7 protein-coding genes are annotated in these 18,259 nt (G+C 52.6%); 3 read left to right on the top strand and 4 right to left on the bottom strand.

The genetic code is table 11. From position 1 onward, the window contains the following. Positions 1-46 precede the first annotated feature (46 nt). The 3 genes from IGS16_RS22185 to IGS16_RS22175 form a co-directional block, all read right to left on the bottom strand. Positions 47-2,077, bottom strand: a complete 2,031-nt coding sequence (locus IGS16_RS22185) for a choice-of-anchor L domain-containing protein (RefSeq protein WP_297089259.1) — start codon at positions 2,075-2,077, stop codon at positions 47-49. A gap of 38 nt (positions 2,078-2,115) precedes the next feature. Then, positions 2,116-7,263, bottom strand: a complete 5,148-nt coding sequence (locus IGS16_RS22180) for a calcium-binding protein (protein ID WP_297089257.1) — start codon at positions 7,261-7,263, stop codon at positions 2,116-2,118. A 71-nt stretch (positions 7,264-7,334) separates the two neighbouring features. Next, positions 7,335-7,520, bottom strand: coding sequence for a hypothetical protein (locus IGS16_RS22175; protein ID WP_297089255.1), 186 nt, complete (start codon positions 7,518-7,520; stop codon positions 7,335-7,337). Between the two features lie 225 nt (positions 7,521-7,745). On the opposite strand from IGS16_RS22175, the gene IGS16_RS22170 reads away from it, so the two are divergent. The 3 genes from IGS16_RS22170 to IGS16_RS22160 all read left to right on the top strand — a co-directional run bounded on the left by IGS16_RS22170 (position 7,746) and on the right by IGS16_RS22160 (position 12,717). Next, the gene (locus IGS16_RS22170) at positions 7,746-8,792 is read left to right on the top strand and encodes a hypothetical protein (protein WP_297089253.1); all 1,047 of its coding nucleotides are present in this window, start codon (positions 7,746-7,748) and stop codon (positions 8,790-8,792) included. Positions 8,793-8,934: 142 nt separating this feature from the next. Continuing rightward, positions 8,935-11,832, top strand: coding sequence for a helix-turn-helix domain-containing protein (locus IGS16_RS22165; protein ID WP_297089251.1), 2,898 nt, complete (start codon positions 8,935-8,937; stop codon positions 11,830-11,832). A 417-nt stretch (positions 11,833-12,249) separates the two neighbouring features. Then, positions 12,250-12,717 (top strand): hypothetical protein, encoded by a 468-nt coding sequence (locus IGS16_RS22160; RefSeq protein ID WP_297089249.1) that lies wholly within the window; start codon positions 12,250-12,252, stop codon positions 12,715-12,717. A gap of 20 nt (positions 12,718-12,737) precedes the next feature. Here IGS16_RS22160 and IGS16_RS22155 read toward each other — a convergent pair whose 3' ends face one another. Then, positions 12,738-18,209 (bottom strand): filamentous hemagglutinin N-terminal domain-containing protein, encoded by a 5,472-nt coding sequence (locus tag IGS16_RS22155; RefSeq protein WP_297089247.1) that lies wholly within the window; start codon positions 18,207-18,209, stop codon positions 12,738-12,740. Positions 18,210-18,259 lie beyond the last annotated feature (50 nt).

The following is an 18,259-nucleotide window of genomic DNA, read 5'->3' as shown; positions in this document are numbered from 1 at the left end:
GTTCAAAATACACACCTACAGCTATGCCCCCGACTAGTTTTGTCAGTCAACCAGCTGCGCCTGTGCCTTGCTCAATTTTTAAGTCATTGGGCAGCAGATTGCTGATACGCAAGTCGATCAAATCCTGATTCAAATCAAAATCTTTTACAATCGCAGTTCCATCTCTGGATAGACCGAAGATGTCAGCGCCCCCATTGCCAACCAAAATATTAACGCCAGAGCCGCCCCTCAAGATATCATTTCCTGCACCGCCTCGCAAAATATCGTCACCACCCAATCCCAACAAAATATCATTGCCTGCCTGTCCATGAATTACGTCATTGGAATTATCGAAACCTCGAACCGTATTGTTCAACGCATTGAGAAACGTGACAGAGTTTGAGTTTAATACCTGGTCAAAGTTCCATTCAGAATTGAATACATCAAAGCTATCCTGAATCTGATCCTGTCCGTCAAACAAAATATTTCCAAGGTCAACGGTTCCACCCGTCTTCTTTGTGAGGTTATCCAGATTTTCCAGCGAAAAGTTTTTGAGAATTACTTTTGTCTCAGAACCTTCAAACGTGATTTCCAGGTCTTGATTGTTTTGGGTTAGCAACAGATTTTTAGCCGTGAAGCGATCGCCCTTAAATTTCAGTGTGTCTAGCTCGGCGATCGCCTCTGCCGTAGGATTCGTTCCGCGACCGATGCCGCCAAAATTGTCGATAATGACAAGGCGATCGCCCTCATCTATCTCGATAGTTTTAGAACCGCCCGCACCGTCTTCTCGCTGGATATCCCCTGGGTTGACCGTTCCCAGCGTTCCCCCTTTTAGAAATACCGCAGAGTCTAATAATCCGTCGCGCACATCCTTTAGCTCAATGACCAACGTGTTCCTGGCGCCAGGTTCAATCAGCCCCACAAAGGTAAGCGGCTTTGTATAACCATCCAGACTGGTTTGATTGCTAAGCGGGCCGGTCAATGCCTCATTCCGAACAAAATCAGGGTGGTAAGCGCCATAGGGCCCAAAGGCCAGGTTATTGATCGAAACGTTGTCGCCATTGCTGAGCCGAGCAAAATTAAACCCATTCAGCGTCAGGCTAAATGAATCATTGAACTGACTCCCCGCAAACTCGACAAATTCTTCAGAACCAAACACATACTCAAAATACAGAAACTCTGCGGTATCATCCGCGTCAAACTCGATCTCGATTCGGATGGTGTCGTTTGTGGCTCCTGCAAACCCAAAGTCCGTACTCAAATCATTCAATTCATTAATGAACCGATTCGATACGGAAATCAATCCATCAGGTGATTCGCCTTCGCTGTTTTCTCCTCGACCCGACTCCCCAACATATAGATATAGTGGTCTGTTGATTGTCGAGAGTGTTTGAGTAAGATTAAAGCCAATTTTTCCATTATCACCTAAACTCATAGATCCAACCAACTGGTCTATAGTTCCTATTGAATCAAATCTCTCTAGCGTGGCGATCGAATTATCAGTATTGCCATTCAAAACACCCCTTAATTCAGGAGCAATCTCTACATTGCCAGGAGGTCGCTGACTTCCAGGAGCAAGCACAGTGCCAGCAGGTGTAAAATCAAATACATTCAGCCCTGGAATCGAATTAACTGCTTCGGCTGACTCAAGTTTTATATTGCTAAGTTTTATAGAGTCTAAATCAAAGCCGCTAAAGGGCCCCGTTGAACCTCCAAAGAAACTGCCGCTATCAGCAAACAAAATGGAGTTAATATCAAAACCAATCTTTGATAGATCGGCATAGAATACGTCAGTTCCTGAGGCCTCGGCAGGTCTGCCCGGTAGTTTGGTGAATCTCAGCGGGATGCTGGTTCCGGGGGAAAAGCCGCCGTCTGCGATATTCTTGGTTGCCAGGTTTTTCACGTTGCCTGTGCTGAGGACGATACCAGATTTCAAGTCAAATGGATCGTTCTGAAAGGTGCCAGATGCGTTGGCATTGCCCGTGAGCTTGATGCTAAAGTTGCTGAGTCTTTTTGTGTCGCCTAGCAATGCTGTTTTGAGGATTTCAACATCATTATTCTGAGTGATCTTGAAGGCGATCGCCTGATTGTTTTCCATAGATTTTTACCAAAAACTAAGTGGCGAAATGCTCATCCCTAAATCAGTACTCCTTCGCATTTCGATAGAAAAGTCGTAGCGCCTTTAATTGCATTGACATCAGCAATACCCTGGACAATTCCAATTAACTCTCTAGTGTTATTGAGGTAATTGATGTAAATTCCAATACCAGTGGGTAAGTTGCCAGAGACAGCTTCAAACTGATAAGACTTAACACAACCAGATATCAGAATCCGATCTCCTTCACCCGGATTAAAGTCCGTAATCAGCCCATAATCTTTATCGCCAGCGACATTATAGAAATCGCGAGGAGCGGTTCCTGTAGTAGTTCTTATAGGCTCGAAGCCTAACCAAAACTCATCAGATCCAGTTCCACCCGTGAGGAAATCAATGTTTGCCTGTAGATTTACATTGCCGCTATAAGAAATGTCGCCAAAAAGCGTGTCATTTCCCTGCCCTCCATTTAGAATGTCACTGCCTTCATTTCCTTGAATTAGATCGTTGCCGTCGTCTCCGCTGAGCGTGTCATTTCCCTCGTCACCTTGCAGGGTGTCCTTGGATGTGCCGCCGAAGATTAAGTCATTTCCAAGAAATCCAGATAAATCATCCTCTCCGTCATTGCCTCGGATGACATCATCTCCAATATCTCCACCAATTTTGTTTGCCTGGTTGTCTCCTTCCAGCGTGTCGTTATAGATAGAACCTAGAAGATTTTCAATGTTAATTAGAACATCGCCTTCGGCGCTTCCTCCGCTGGCAATTTTGTTCTTCAAGCTAATGTTTACTGCTGCCGCAGAAGTAACGTAGACAGCGGCATCTATCCCTTCTCCGCCATTGAGTGTGTCGGCTCCTATGCCGCCATCCAGCAAATCATTTCCGGTTGCACCGTCTAAATAATTTGCTTCGGCATTTCCAATTAGAATGTCATCAAATTGTGAGCCTTCAATCTGCTCGATCGAGATTAAAACATCTCCGACCGGATCAACACTGAGATCTGCAAAGCCCTGTAAAGGAGAATGATTCAAATCAATGCGGACGGAAAATGTAGAAGTGCGATAACTGGCAATATCCCACCCTTCTCCACCGTCCAAGACATCTCCGCCCGGCCCACCAATCAGCAGATCATTGCCCTCATTTCCTCGCAGGAAATCGCTGCCGCTGCTGCCATCTGCTGTGTCGTTTCCAGCGCCCAGAACCAGAATGTCGTTGCCCAGTCCACCGCGAACGCTGTCGTTTTTAATCGTGCCCGTGAGCCGCAGACGGCTGATAGTATCGAAGGCGATCGCATCCAGCGTTCTTGCATTGTCAGCCGTGTTGCGAAACAAGAAGCCACTAGTAGCACCCTGAAACCCGCCTGTGATGCCAGTCCCCACATCGTTGATGGAATAGTCTACGACCAAGACATCGTTGCCTGAGACTCCGGATACCGCGTCAATCTTGCCGCTGCTTAGTCCTGGATCAATTTCGTTATCGCCTGCATCACCTGTTAGGGAATCGGCGAACTGGGTGCCGCGAATGTTCTCGACGGTGGCGATCGCTCGATCATCTTTCTCAAACACGTCGCCGGTCGCGTCTGCGTTGAAGCCGATGCCTGCTAGCAAACTGACGATGACATAATCTGGAGAGTCGCTGTAATCGACCCAATCCAGACCCCTGCCGCCCTCAAAGGTATCTGCGCCTGCGCCCCCAAACAGGGTATCGTTGTTGCCACCGCCATTCAGTCTGTCGTTGCCTCCCAGTCCTTTGAGGATGTTGCCTGCTAGATCCCCTTCTAGCGTGTCATTGTGGGATGAGCCTTCCAGATTTTCAATCGTGCTGTAGCCTTCTATGGGTTCAACTTTTGGCGCTTTATTGGGATCTTCTGATCGCGTAATACGCCCAGCAAAATCGAGTTGATCGCCTGCTGCGTCCCCGCCCTTACCTGTACCCCGGATCAAGCTGACATCCACCCCCGCCGCAGAAGTAAGATAAGAAGCCCAATCCTGTCCTGGTGATTCATTGACATAGCCGCCGCCATTGAGCGTGTCTGCACCTTTACCACCGAGCAGCCAGTCGTCTCCCAAATTGCCGCTCAGTCCTGCGTTGTCGCCCTCTAGCGAGTCGTCTCCATCGCCCCCATAAAGGCGATCGTCGCCGACAAGTCCCGCCAGATGATTGTTCTCATCGTTTCCGAAAATGATGTCGTTATAGGCCGATCCCTGGACGGATTCGATGCTAATCAGGCGATCGCCCTCTGCATCGCCACCAAAAGCAACGCCAGTTTTTAGATTGATAAACACTGCGGCTGGCGAAGGAATGTAGCTGGTACTGTCTTCGTCTGCGCCGCCATCGAGCGTGTCGCTGCCCGCGCCGCCCACCAGAAAATCTTTGCCCTTGCCCCCGGAGAGCGAGTCATTTCCGTTCAGCCCTTCCAGCGTGTTTTCATCGTCATCACCAAGTAAAATATCGTCCCCATTGGAGCCTTCGATGTACTCGATATCGATCAGGCGATCGCCCTCTGCGTCTCCGCCGGAGCCGATAAACGCCTTTTGCTTGGGCCTGGTCAAATCGGGGGAAAAGCGCACACCGACCAGGGATTCTCGATAGCTGACCTGATCAGAGCCATTCTTCCCTCCGTCGATTTCATCTGCACCCGCGCCGCCCAGAAAATAATCATCATCTTTACCGCCCCGCAGCGTGTCGTCGCCTGCGCCACCCATTAGAACGTCTTCTCCATCGCCTCCCTCCAGCACATCGTTCCCGTCGCCGCCATAGAGCTGGTCATTCCCGTCTTCACCCTTCAAAAGAGCAGGCAGAAGCACACCATCTGCAACCACAATTACGTCATCTTCTTTGCCGCCATTTCCTTGAATTTGGGTGATATTTTGCCACTGCTTGACTAAGCCAAAAGCGCTGATCTCAACATTTCCTGTCGCCGGATCTTGCGGAAGCTGAATCGTATAAAACTCTGCAACGTCAGTGGGTTTCTGTCCATCAATTTCACCTCGATTCCTCGCTCTATCGCCAATATTTAGCACCAGAATGCCCGGTGAAAGCTCAGTTGCCAAACCTTTAGCTAGTTCCTCCTTGTCGCTGCATCCTGTCTCGAAGCTGAGCAGCATGACTTTAGCAATATTGAATCGTTTCTTAAAGCTAAAAATGCCAAATCCAATCTTTATAAATGCATCGAGAAATGCTGAAAGCTTGCCCGTGATTGGATCAAAAAGGCAGGATGAACCAAGTTCATCAACGTGAGCTTTACCATCTTTATTTGCACCGTCATTGAGAAAAATATCCAGTTCTCCCAGGATACCTCCGCCCACTCCGGCTTCAAAGATAAAAACGCTCAATGCGGCATAAGCAGCAAGGCTTGCATCCAGGCTGGCGATCGGGTCATAGCCTCCTGGCGCATTAGGATTTGGTCTAGTTGCAATGTAGAAACCATTGGCGATTTTTTCGGGGTCGTTGTGTCCAGCCTGTCCAAATTGAATGAGTCCTCTTGTGTCGAACCCGACATCTAAATCAATGGAACCGCCCAGCAATCCTTCAATTTTTGCGCCGAGCGGGCCTAAGATTGGGAAATATTGGGCGAACTCAGCAGAAAAGCCAAGTCTAGGAATGTCATACCGAATCAAATCGACTTGCTTATTTAGCAGGAGATTAATCACCTGACCTGGTTCATCAAGCAGAAGAATATCTAGCCCAGTTGTATTTCCAATCTCTGCTTTGAAAAAGCTCTGGGTTTTCTGTGCATCTGTATTTCCGCTCTCAGCAAGTTTTTCTAGCTGAGTGGCGATCGCCTCTACGCCACCATTGAGAATTGCGGTTGCTTGATCGAGGGTGAAATCAGGGCTGCGCGGATCAAAATTAGGATCTAACGTATAGCTGCCAAAATCAATCGGGATGTCTCCCAAATCAATCAGGTCACCAACCTTATCCACAATGTTTTTGATCTGAATGACCGCATCAATGAAATCGAAGACAGGCTTGGCATCGCCCAATGGAAAAAGTTCGATAATATCTCTCAGGCTGACTCTGCCATCTTTGTTGAGATCTAAAAAGCTGCGACCGAAGTCATCAATGATGGGCAATCGTTTCTGAAGAACGTTAACGATCGGCCCGATGGGAAATGCATTAACGATCGCCTCTACTCTCTGAAAGATGGGTTCCAGAAAGTCTAGAAAAGAGCCGAGATCAAGTTTGACGTTATCAAAGCTGATAGTGGGGCGATCGCCCAGCAAGCCGGTATTTTGAGCCAGCACTAAGCTTTTAGATGAGGCTGGATCTACAATCGGGTCGCCAAAGTTCCATTGCAGATTAAAGTCCGTGCTGATAGACGGCAAAAACTTCGTGCCCAGATCGGTTTTCAGCGTGAGATTAACATTGGCAGCGCCGCCCAGTTTCCAGTCAATTAAATCCTTTGGGTTAACAACTTCAAGCTCTGTTGTTGTTAACTGATCGTCGGCATCTTTGAGATCAATCGTGAACTTTCCGCTGAATTTTGTGGGTATATTTCCATCACCGTCTGCGTCTTGCCCTGCATTGTCGGGATTATCGTCTGCATCCTCATCGGTAACTGCTACTTTGAGAAAGCCAAGAACTCCTGCTTCGGCCTTCATGTCGGGGATCGTGGCATCCAGCGTAATGGTTAGCTCGTCTGGGTCTTTGGTATTTACATAAAACCCATCAGTTGCATTGATGCCAAAACCCACATCCAGAGAGAAGCCTAGCTGAGTTTTGACATCGCCTTCGACCTCTAAACCCAGTCCCGGCAACCCCAGATTAAAATTAACGGGTAATGTGAGTAATTCGAGCGATCGCCCCAATTTCAAGTTAATGCTGAGATTATCGCTGCTCTCGCTAACCTGGACATCCTGCTTATCAACATCGCCATCTCCATCCAGATCCTGAAGCCATCCAGTTTCATCTAGCGCCTCGTAGAGTTTCTGCTGAATAAAAGCAGAAGTTACAGGTTCTCCAGTGCCCTGGGCAAACTTTTCTCGAATCTCGTCTCGAAGCGTGGTTAGAAATTTTGCTGCCGGGTCGCTCGTCTCCTTGAGATGATTGCCGATCAGCGGCAGACTATTTGCAAGGACAATGGTATCAATTGCAGTTTGCAATTTTTCTAGAAACGCATCAACACCAGGCTGAAAATCTTTTAGATTGCTTCCCAAATAGGTTCCAGAAGCTGAAGTTTCAACATTCATGTTATTAATTCCAGAAATTGAGTGAACTGCTTTTGGGGCTGCGTGGCGCTTTCTCGTAAGCTCAGTCACACTCAGCCGCTTGCCGAATCCAGCAGTTTTGAAGTGAAGACGAGAAAATCAGCAGCGGTCATTCCTTCGAGGGTGAAACCATCAATATCTCCAACGCCGACTTCTAACAGGTTATTTTCTGGGTCGCCCAGCAGAAAACGATCCTCTGCCGTGTTTAGTGGCAGGACTGCTGCTGTATTTCTTTGCATGTTGCCTCAATAGGTTTGCTTATGGGACGAGTGATGCGCGATCGCCCTGCTAACTGCTGTTCGTGTTGAATTGTGCGGTAAGGAAGGGAGGCTGTCAGGGCGATAAAGTCGTGACTGCAAAATAACGAGGTCGGAATAAGCCGCAAAAAGTCGTGGAAAGCCGTATAGTTTTGAAAAATCGACTAAACGTACCGAGTCCGGCGATACACTGCGTGGTGTGAACCTATGGATCTGGATGAGTTGATCAGGGTTGCGGATGCTGTTGTTCGGCAAGAATTGAAACGACCGCTGAGCGATTTGGAGCGCTATGTGCTGCAAGAGTCGTTTAAGGGCAAAAGCTACGAGCAAATGACAGACGGCTGGGCTTTTAAGACGGTGAAAGATGCAGGTTCGCGGCTGTGGAAATGTTTTTCTCAGGCGCTTGGAGATGGTGTAAAGGTTCAAAAGTCTACCTTTCAGATGGCGCTGGTGCGTTTGTCGGAGCGAATGGGGCATCACCTGCCCGAACCTGCTCAAGCGGCTCTCTCCCCAGACTCATCCCTTCAAAAAAAGGCAGTTAACTTACCTGCTAATCCATTTGGCGATCGCGGCCGTATTACCGACCCTTCTCGATTCTTTGACCGAGATGAGATTCTCAGGCAGGTCTTTGAAGCGTTGCAGCAAGGGGCTAGTGTGTCGCTGGTGGGCGAGTCGCGGATAGGAAAGTCTTCTTTGCTGGCGATAATCTGTGCCCGCGGCCCGGCAACGCTTCAGCTACCGCCTGACGCTTTTGTGCAGATCAATATGCAGTCGATTCGAGATGAAGCTGAATTTTTTGAAGCGCTGTGTCAGGAACTAGGAATCGAGCCGCCTTGCCGGGGCTATGCGCTGCGTCGCAAGCTGAAAGATACGCATCATATTCTGTGTCTGGATGAGGTAGAGCGCATGAGCCATTCCGACGACTTTAGCGGGCGCGAGCGGACGGAACTGCGGGGGCTGGCAGATGGCGCAAATGCTCCGCTGACGCTCGTCACCGCCAGTCGCTTGCCCCTGAGCCAGTTGTTTCCCGATTCGCCAGAGCAAACCTCGCCCCTAGCAGGCATTTGCCAGACGATTCAAGTAGAACCATTTTCGCCTGCGATCGCCCAATCTTTTATCATGCACCGTTTACAAAATAACCCAATCCAGTTTACATCTGCCCAAATCCACCAGCTCATTGCCCAGAGCGGGGGGCATCCTGCTCGGTTGCAAGAAAGCGCGGCAGATTTATATCGTCAGTTGTCGGACGTATGAATCGATCACAATGCCACAGTTTTCTATAGATTCGCAAGATTCGCAGGGGTTCTGGGCTTCGAGGCAGAGTCGCTGCCTGAGCTTGTTGCAAGGGCGACACTATCTCTGGCTGTTGGACTGGGTCTATTGCCATCCCACTCGTTTGAAAGAATATTTTTATCAAATTGATCCGGCAATCTATAGGACTGAGCCAGGGCTTCAGCCTATTCTTCGCACGCTCCAACTTCCACCCTATCGAAATCTATACTGTATGGTTCCTATCCTCAGCTTGTGCTTTGGGCTTGGGTTAGGGTTGCCATTAATGGGGTTGGCAGGTTGGTATTTGCACCACTCGATTGATGTTGTGTGGGGAATTGACGGGGCGATCGCCGGAGCATCTATTGGAACCCTATTTCTTATCTTATTTCTAGGCGTTTTTGGAACGGCTGTCAGCATTGCCAGAGGGTTAGTAGCGGGTACAGTGGTCGGTGTTGCCAGCGGCATTATGAATAGTATTTTATTTTGTGTTGTCCTTGGGCTTTCGCAAAGTCTGCCGTGGCCCAATGCAGATACGCAGTCAGATATTATTGCAACCTTTGCATTATCTTTTGGGCTGGCGATTGGAGTTATTGTTGGCATCACCATTGGCGGTTTTGCTGGAAACATTGTTGGGCTGGCGTTAGGAAGCACAGGCAGCTTGGTCGTTAGCATCGTATTTAGTGTGCTAGTCAGTGCGTCGTCAGCCGTTGATCTCGCGGCTGAGCAAACCGGAATTTTGTTTGGATTTGTGTTTGGGTTGGTGGCAATCGCGACTGGCGGGGCTGCGGTTAGTCTGGTAAAGGGGATTTTTAGCAGCGTTATTATTTCAGCGGCGGTGGGAGTTGCGGTTGGGTTTTCGTCCACTCCGGCTGTTGGTCTGCTGACGGGGGCGATCGCCGTCTCTTGCTCCTTGCGTTTGCCGTTCTACGTGATGGAGCTAATATGGGCGGGATGCTGTCCTCAAAACCGTCACCCTGCCGAGTGGGACGAACTGTTAATTATCTACATTCCAGGTCTGCAACGGCGACTTTTTCGGCAAATCCAGCAAGATTTCTACAGCGGCATGATGCAGCTTTGTTATCTAGCCCGCAATCCATTTCAGCGTTGGGTTGCCCAGTCTGTACTCAAGCGATATCTTAGCCAACACCCCGCACCACTGCACGCACTGCATTCCTTACTAACTCTTCCAGCCAGCGATGCTTATATTTTCTCGCCCATTAGTCATGCTGGTTGGCGGCATCTTCCAGCGATTAATCACGTCCTCTTGGGGGAGCTACACAATCGTTGGGTCAACTGTGCTGTAGATCCCAGTAGCCGTCTGTTTGAACACCTGGTCTATCAGTTAACTCGTCGCTTTCGAGACAGGAAACAGACTCCTGTGACCGAATGGGCAAGGCTTTTATTTCAGTTGCAAACAGCAGACATATCGCAACAAAAGCTTTCATCCCAGCAGCTTGCCGAAGCCCGGGCGATCGCAGCTCAGCTTGCCTCCTATCCTGGCGGTGCAGACGTTGGTCAGTTTTTTGACGCGATTGATATGTTCCTCAGGGGCGATCGCCTTTCATCCCTCGTAAAGATCGTTTCAGACGCAAGCCTCCCGCTTCCTTCTGTAGACAATGCGCTCAACCCACCTGTTGCAGAGCGTCTTCATCAACTGCAAGCAATTGCGACTGACTTGCACACCTCTGGATCAACCAGTCGAGTCAGTCAGCAGTCGGCTCTCCTGCGAGCAGCTAATGCGCTCAAATTGCTGGAAGAAGGTCTGGAGGCATGGGTTATTACGCCTGAGCGCGTTATCCTGCGCCAGGTAATTCATCACTGGCAGCACCTTGTCTGCGTTGCTAGTGGGGAAATTGGTAATGCTCAACCGATTCAGCCCATTGCCAATCCTTATGTCATTGGCAACCCAGTTACGGGAAGTGTCTTTGTCGGTCGTGAGGATATTATGCGTCGGTTTGAAGAACTCTGGTTGCCTGGTCAGCAAGTCCCCTCGGTTGTGTTGTATGGGCAGCGACGCATGGGGAAATCATCAATTTTGCATAATTTGAAAGCTATTTTGGGCGATCGCGCTGTCATTGTTGACTTCAATTTGCAGGTCATGGGCATTGTCAATAGCACTCATGAATTGCTCTACGCGCTGGCTATTGAGATGTACGATAGCCTTCCTCAGCCATTGCCTGATACGGTTCAGGAGCCTCAGCTTGCCCAGTTCACTCAGCACAATCCATATCAATCCTTCTTGCGATTCCTCAAGCGTCTCGATGCTGTTCGTGCTAGCAGACGATTCATTATCACAGTGGATGAATTTGAATTGCTAGAACATCTCATTGAAACTCATGTTATAGAACAACGGTTAGTTGCTTTTTGGAGAGGGCTGATCCAATCCTATCCGTGGTTTGTCATGGTCTTTGCTGGGCTGCATACTTTAGATGAGATGCGGCAAGACTATTGGTGCCCTCTATTCAGCAGTGTAATGGCTATACCAGTTGGGCTGCTGTCGTTTTCCGCAGTGCGGCAACTTGTTACACAACCCTCGCTTGATTTTGAGTTGGAATATGATCCAGCAGCTGTTCAGCAGATCTTCGCCCTTACCAGCGGACAACCCTATCTTGTGCAGCTTCTAGGACATACGTTAGTCACTTACTTTAATCGGGTAGTATTTGAACAGGGCGTTTCGCGGGATAAAAGATTGACGCTTCAGGATCTAGAGAGAGTCGTCCATTCTGCCAGTTTTTATCGAGACAGTGACGCTTATTTCATGGGAATTTGGCAACAGGCAGAAAACAGTCAACCAGTTGGTCAATCCCAGGTATTGCGCTGTTTGGGCGATCGCCCACTCTCTATCTCAGAGCTTTCAGACAAAACTGATCTGAGTGTATCGACTCTCCAGTCAATTCTCTCGGCATTACAAAAACGCGGCATTGTTGTGAACACGAATGGGCGCTATACCTACGCCGTCGAGCTAATGCGGGGCTGGGTAAAGCGTCTAGATCTGCCCTCCAGGTCTGAATCGCCAATTTAGCGGTGGCTAATCTCTGTTAATTCTGTGAATTAAGTAAAGCAAAATACAAGTAAAGCAAAACACTGCAAGATAGTGATAAGTTTCTCATACAGCGCCATAGACGCGATCGCCGCAAGCTTTGTCAAGCTCTGGATTAGCAATCTAAAATCGTCAATCCAAAATTCAAAATCACGACGGGTTGCACAAAAGCGCAACTGCTAGATCACAAAGCCGCACTCGCCGCGTCCAGTTTTGACCGATGAGTCGGCGCGAAGGCGTAGTGACTTCTCAGGCTCATCTCGGTAGGCTAATAAGCATCAAGGCAGCGCGTAAAACGAAATCGCAAAACTAAACATTAGGGCGATCGCGCTTGACTCCTGAACCTGTTCCGATCTGATTGCACGTCCCCCCTAACCAATCCAGAAGAGGACACTCACCATGACTGCTACATTCGCTCCCACACATCCGCCTGCACGAGTTCCCAAGTTTATTCGGAATGCTATTCGTAATGTCGCCTTTCCGCTGTCTCCGGTTCCCGAATTTGAGCATTCCATTTTTGATTGGACCATCATCACGTTGACAGTTGGTACGATGATCTTCGGCGTGTTGGGCGGGTGGTTTGCCCAGCGGGCCAGTGCCGCAGAAGTTCCCACCACCCCCGCGACCGAGGTGCAGCCGAATCCTGGCACTGCGGCAGACTTAGGTGGTGTGGTGCTGCCAATCTGCTATTTTCCTGAAGACCCGACGATCTGCTTTACCGGCGTGGGAGGCGGCAACGGTAAGGATGAGCAGCCCCGCCCTGTTGCGCCGCTGATCAAGCCGCCGCTGATTCACGTCCGCCCCACCTTTTCGCCAATGGAGCCGGAGCCGCCCGTTTTGCCGATTGTGATTGCGCCGCTCTCTTGAGACGGGGTCTGCGGCTCAGGTTACCGATTTTCCTCAGGGTTGCATTCTCGGCTTAGCACCAGCCGCCCGTCGGCTAATTCATACAAACCCTGCGGCTCGATGATGGGATCGCCGGGCTGCCAGGAACGGCTCTGGGGCAACGGCTCTGGGGCCGTTTCGGGTAGCGGCTGCACATCTCCGGTGGGGAAGGGCGACAGCGACGCATTTCCCGGTGCGTAGGGCAAGCCGCCAGATCCCGTAATGACAAAGCGACCCGATTGGCGATCGCGCACCACGCAGCTATTAGCCAGCAGCCGCCCTTCGTCTATCGAGGCATCTGCCAGCGGCGTGAGGCTATTTTGAACCCCGCTGGTGTCGGGGGTGGTGATCTGCCCAGAGGCGGTTTGCCCCGATGCGTTTAGATCCACCTGGTCGTTGCCGTCGAAGTCATCTGCGCTGCCGGGGGGATTCGTCTCGCTGAAAAAGGGCGGGAGCGTGATGTTGCCGCCGCGCCCCTCGGCTGCTCGACTAATAATGTCGCTGTCGTCGAAGGCCACCACGCCCGCGCCGCCGATGGTGATGTTGCCGCCGTCGAGTTTGCTATCGGTGGTGATATCGCTGTCGCCTTCGAGTAAGGTAAGGCTTCTGGAAGCAAGTTCGCCTGTGTTGATCTCAATGTTGCCACCAGAGGAGCGGCGGGCGCGGGTGGTGATGTCGCTGTCGGACATTTGCAGGCGGCCGCCCGTGTTGATGCGAATGTTGCCTGCTGTGCCGCGCCCGCGGCTGGCGGCAGTGATGACGGCGCGTTCGGTGAGGAACAGGCTGCTGGTGTTCAGCGTAATGCTCCCACCTGCATCCCGTCGGCTTTCGGCGGTGATTTTGCTGTTGCTGAGTGAGGTGCGATCGCTCACGTTCAGCGTAATGTTCCCCGCCGTGCGCCCTCCTGTGTTTTCTGCGGTAATGGCGGCGTTGTCGGTCAGGTTCAGGCTGCTGGTGCTCAGCGTGATGCTGCCCCCTGCGGCAAACTGTCCGGCGGCGGTAATATTGCCATTGCTCAATCGTGTGCCACCGCGAATTGCGATGTTGATATCGCCTGCATCCCCCTGTCCGGCGGTTTGGGCAGAAATGATGGCACTATCTGACAACTGCAAACTGCCACCGCGCACGGTGATGCTGCCGCCGCGTCCTCTAGAGTTGGGCTGGGTGTCGGCAAACAAGCCGCTCTGCCCATCGCCCGCGTTGGCGACCGCAGTGCCAAATTTTTCGCGGCGATCGCCCACCGTCGGATCGCTGCCCGAAAACGTGATCTCGCCGCCCTCCAGCGTAATGCTGCCTGCCCGCCCCCGCCGCAGGGCGCTGGCAATCACCTGGCCGCCACCCGTTGCCTCAAACTCGTTGACCGATAGGCGAATGCTGCCGCCCCGACGGTTGTTTTCGCTAACTGCATAAACCGCAGCCCCATTTAGAATTCGCAGGCGGTTGGCTCGAATGAAAATCTCGCCACCGCGCCCCTGTGCGCCGGATCGAGTGTTGGTGAACAGCCCGCTAGAGCGTCCGGTTTCATTGGTAAATCCTGCCAGTCGGACATCACCTGTAGCGATAATCCGAATGTTGCCTGAATTGCCCCGTCCAGCGGTGTTGGCGACCAGTTGGGCCCCCCGGCGAATCGAGAGCGACCCCGTCTGAATCCGCACTGTGCCGCCGCGCCCGATCGCGTCGCTTTGCACGTTGCTGAAAATGCTGGTCTCTGTGCCGCGCAATGAGACGCGATCGCGCGCCCGAATCCTCACTTGACCCGCATTGCCCCGCCCGGCGGTGTTGGCCACCAGCGACGCGCCATTGGTGAGAAACAGCGAACCCGTCTCGATGTCGATCGCGCCGCCCCGCAGCCGAACGTCGTCGTCCAGCGCTAGCGTATCTGCGCCCACGCTGCTGAAAATAGCGGTGCCGTCGCCGTCGAGGGAGATGCGATCGCCCACTCGGAGAATCACATCTCCTGCATTGCCGCGTGCGCGAGTGCTGGCGACTAGTTGCGCCCCGTCAGCTAGTTCTAAACTATTGGCCGTAATGTTGATGTCGCCGCCATTGCCTATGCCTTCATCTTCAACATTGCTAAAGGCCACGCTGATCTGGCCGTTTGGGCCGGTTCCGGCAAAACGCACGCGACCCGTAGCGTTGATCACAATGTTGCCGGAATCGCCCTCACCCAACGTGCCTGCAAATAGCCGCGCTCCGTCCAGCACAAACAGATTGCGGGCTTGAATGTTGATGTCGCCACCATTGCCCCGTCCGCCTGCACCCACTCGACTAAAAGCGGCGGATGGCAGGGAGCCATTAGCGCTGCGTCCTTGAAGTGTTACGTCTCCGGTTGTCCTGATCGTGACACCGCCTGCATTGCCCTGCGCGTCTGTGCTGGCGACTAGTTGCGCCCCGTCAGCTAGTTCTAAACTATTAGCCGTGATGTTGATGTCGCCGCCATTGCCTACACCGTCATCTTCAACATTGCTGAAGGCCACGCTGACCTGTCCGTTTGGGCCGGTTCCGGCAAAACGCACGCGACCCGTGGCGTTGATCACAATGTCGCCGGAATCGCCTTTCCCCAACGTGCCCGAAAACAACCGCGCCCCGTCCAGCACAAAGAGGTTGCGGGCTTGGATGTCGATGTTGCCGCCGCGCCCTACCGCACCATCGTTGACTCGGCTAAAGATTGCGCTGGTAAGCTGCTGATCGGCACTGAGTCCCTGAAATAGTACATCGCCAGTTGCCCGAATCAAAACATCTCCTGCGTCGCCCTGACCGTTGGTATTGGACAAAAGCTGCGCGCCGTTTAGCACCGATAGAGAACCTGTGCGGATGTCGATAGTGCCGCCTTGAAGCTGAATGCTGTCGTCTAGCGCCAGGGTTTCTGCATTGATGCGGCTGGAAATGACGGTGTTCTTACCGTCGAGTAAGATGCGATCGCCCACTCGGATCACCACGCCTCCCGCATTCCCTTGAGCGCTCGTGCTGGCGACCAGTTGCGCTCCGTCAGCCATCTCCAACACATTGGCAGTAATGTTGATATTGCCCCCGTCGCCTACTGCGTTCCCCTCGGTATTGACAAACGCCACGCTGGTTTGCCCGGTGGGGCCGGTTCCGGCAAATCGCACTCGCCCGGTGGCATTGATGATGATGTCGCCCGAATCGCCCTCGCCCAGCGTGCCCGAAAATAGCCGCGCTCCGTCCAGCACGAATAAGTTACGGCTGCGGATATCGATATTGCCGCCCTGACCCCTACCGCCTGCGCCGATTCGGCTAAAGACCGCGCTGGGGAATTGGTTGTTGGCGCTACGCCCTCGAAAGATGACATCGCCCGTTGCCCGAATAGTAACGCTGCCTGCATCGCCCTGCCCTTCTGTACTGGCGACGAGTTGCGCTCCATCCAGAAACTCTACTGTTTCAGCCGTAATGCTAATATTGCCGCCCCGCCCGATGCTGCCAGTTTCAACGCTGGTAAAAGCAACGCTGTTTTGCCCGTTGGCGCTATTTCCGGCAAACCGCACCTGCCCCGTAGTGTTAATAATAATGTTGCCCGAATTGCCTCTTCCGAGCGTACCTGCTGTCAGTCGGGCCCCGTCCAGCACAAACAGGTTGCGGGATTGAATGTCAATATTGCCGCCATTACCCTGTCCATCTTCTCCCACTCGGCTAAAGGCGGCGGTTGGCAATACACCATTGGGGCTACGGCCTCGAAAGGTGACATCGCCCGTGGCTCGAATCGTGATGCTGCCTGCATCGCCCTGCCCATTTGTGCTGGCGATCAGTTGCGCTCCATCGGCGAGATTCACGGTTTCGGCGGTAATGCTGATGTTTCCACCCCGACCAATGCCGCCGTCTTCGACATTGGTAAACGCCACAGTGGTCTGTCCGCCAGGCCCGGTTCCAGCAAAGCGTACCTGATTTGTGGCATTGATTATGATATTGCCCGAATCGCCCGTCCCCAGCGTACCTGCTGTCAGTCGGGCCCCGTCCAGCACAAACAGGTTGCGGGATTGAATGTCGATATTGCCGCCGCGTCCTCTGGCTCCTTCATCAACGCGAACAAAGGCAGCGGATGGCAGCGAAGTATCTGTAGGGCTGCGTCCCTGAAAGGTCACGTCTTCGCGGGCCCGGATCAGGATGCTGCCTGCGCTGCCCTGCCCTGCGGTGTTGGCGAGTAGTTGCGCTCCGTTGAGCAACACCAGAGACCCCGTGGTAATTTGAATGTTGCCGCCCTGAAGCTGAATGCTGTCGTCTAGGGCCAGAGTTTCTTCTCCCACGCGACTAAAGATGTCGCCGCCGTCGAGTAAGATGCGATCGCCCATCGTCAGAATCACGTTCCCAGCATTACCCTGCCCTAGCGTACTGGTGCTGATCTGGGCCGTGTCTAGCAACTCCAGTTGATTTGCCACAATTTCCACATTACCTGCGTTGCCAATCGCGTTTTCATTTACGCGGTTTCTAACGAGGCTGTCTTCTGCGATTCGCACTGTGCCCGTTGCATTCAGCCGGAGGTCGCCCGCTTGGCTGCCCTCTGCGCCGAAGGTAGATTCGATGCCTGCCTGCAACTCGCTATCGCCCAGCACAGAGATGTTCCGCGCTGTGACGCTAATATCGCCCTTGTCCCCCAGCAGCACGTCCACAACTGCGCCATTGGTAAAGGTCACGTCACCCCGCGCCAGCCCGTCGGGAATCACCAAGCTGCCGTTGGGGTTAAGCTGCACCGTGCCGCCCGCTGCCACTGCGCCAATGTCGATGCGGCCGCCAAAGGCGCTCAACCGTCCCCCTTCGACCTGCACGTCACCGCCTAGCAGCGTCAGGCTTTGCCCATTGGGAACCCGCAGCCCCACCAAAAACGAGTTGCCTGGAACAACAGGCGTGACGGAGCGGTTGACGATGGTTCCTGCGGCCACCTGGTTGAAGAACAGCGCCGAGGGATTGATCGTCAGCAACGCCGACGGAACTTCGGGGGCAGTGGCGCTGAAGCGTCCCAAATCGCCAAACTGGAAGCCGCTGGCGGTGGTGGCCAGGAAAGACCCCTGGAGATCGAGGCTGGCGGCTGGGCCAAACAGGATGCCGTTGGGGTTGAGGAAATACAGGTCGGCGCTGCCCAACACGCCCAGCCGTCCCAAAATGTTGGACGGGTCGCCCCCAGTGACGCGGCTAAAGATGGCTTCCACCCCGGCAGGATTGGCGAAATACGCACCCCGCCCCGCGTCGATATTGAATTGCTCAAAACTGTGGAACAGGTTTGCGCCGCGCCGCGCCCCGCCATCGATGCGATCGCTCAAAATGCCTCGAATCAGCACGTCCCGCGTCACTACCGAGCTTTCTGCTCCCAGCGTGCCATCTTCAAGAATTGCCTGCGCCTGGGCAGCGGATGGTAAAGCGGTCAGCAGTCCCAGGGCCGCCGTGAGCGCAATGGCTGTGACAGTTGCCTGGGGTGGCCCAGACCAATCAGAGCTTTGGGGCAGGGTGCAGGTTTGGGGACGCATAGACGCTTTCCAGAGAGCAAAAGTTGCCTGTAGTCTACCATCCTGCTTTT

The organism is Thermoleptolyngbya sp. C42_A2020_037, from assembly GCF_015272455.1.
Taxonomy (GTDB): Bacteria; Cyanobacteriota; Cyanobacteriia; order Elainellales; family Elainellaceae; genus Thermoleptolyngbya.
Note: the sequence above shows the minus strand (reverse complement) of the source record. Positions and strands in the feature narration are given on the sequence as shown.

What these genes read in the sequence shown, in the direction of transcription:
- IGS16_RS22175 (WP_297089255.1), bottom strand. Translation starts at nt 7,520, where the DNA reads ATGCAAAGAAATACAGCAGCAGTCCTGCCACTAAACACGGCAGAGGAT.
- IGS16_RS22155 (WP_297089247.1), bottom strand. Translation starts at nt 18,209, where the DNA reads ATGCGTCCCCAAACCTGCACCCTGCCCCAAAGCTCTGATTGGTCTGGG.
- IGS16_RS22180 (WP_297089257.1), bottom strand. Translation starts at nt 7,263, where the DNA reads ATGAATGTTGAAACTTCAGCTTCTGGAACCTATTTGGGAAGCAATCTA.
- IGS16_RS22170 (WP_297089253.1), top strand. Translation starts at nt 7,746, where the DNA reads ATGGATCTGGATGAGTTGATCAGGGTTGCGGATGCTGTTGTTCGGCAA.
- IGS16_RS22185 (WP_297089259.1), bottom strand. Translation starts at nt 2,077, where the DNA reads ATGGAAAACAATCAGGCGATCGCCTTCAAGATCACTCAGAATAATGAT.
- IGS16_RS22160 (WP_297089249.1), top strand. Translation starts at nt 12,250, where the DNA reads ATGACTGCTACATTCGCTCCCACACATCCGCCTGCACGAGTTCCCAAG.